General features: G+C 34.7%; 1 protein-coding gene. It reads right to left on the bottom strand.

Features of this window, described 5'->3' with window-relative positions; translation table 11 throughout:
* Nucleotides 1–102: 102 nt before the first annotated feature.
* Nucleotides 103–570 (bottom strand): IS1/IS1595 family N-terminal zinc-binding domain-containing protein (locus KTQ83_RS11990; RefSeq protein WP_425331034.1); only part of this gene is annotated, 468 nt, incomplete at its 5' end.

The following is a 570-nucleotide window of genomic DNA, read 5'->3' as shown; positions in this document are numbered from 1 at the left end:
CCTCTTTTTGTAGCAGGTGTTCCACGATGTTTAGGTTCTACTCCATCAATTTTAGTTCCTTTATGATTGTAAGAAGTATATTTTTCATCCATCTCAACTTCATTACCTACTGTGTATGGGACGTTCCTCAGTTCCTAGACTAACCAATAGTTTATGGCGCATATTAAAAACATTACGTTCATTCACGTTGATTTTAGCAGCTGTTTCTTTAAGAGATACACCATTCAATGTATCCAGGATAAGTTCATTCCATTTGGATTGGTCTTGATGAGAATAAAAAGTAAGCTGACCGCGGTCCACAACAAAACGTTTTCCGCATTCTTTACAACGAAGCATTTGTTTACCAGAGTTGGCAAAACCGCTTTTAATTAAACGAGGATGATAACATCCGCATTTAGGACAGTATTCAAAATGATACGTATTCATTTTATTGTTTGTATCTAGGTAATCAGTGATTTCACAATCAATCTTTTCGATTTGAAAAGATTGTAAAGCAGCGATAGTATCTTGGTTTAAATATTTTGAAGTTCTTGTCATAAGTGTAGTCTCTCTTTCGTTTACACCTATACA

It is taken from the genome of Holdemanella porci, from assembly GCF_019052655.1.
GTDB classification, from domain to species: domain Bacteria; phylum Bacillota_I; class Bacilli_A; order Erysipelotrichales; family Erysipelotrichaceae; genus Holdemanella; species Holdemanella hominis.
Note: the sequence above shows the minus strand (reverse complement) of the source record. Positions and strands in the feature narration are given on the sequence as shown.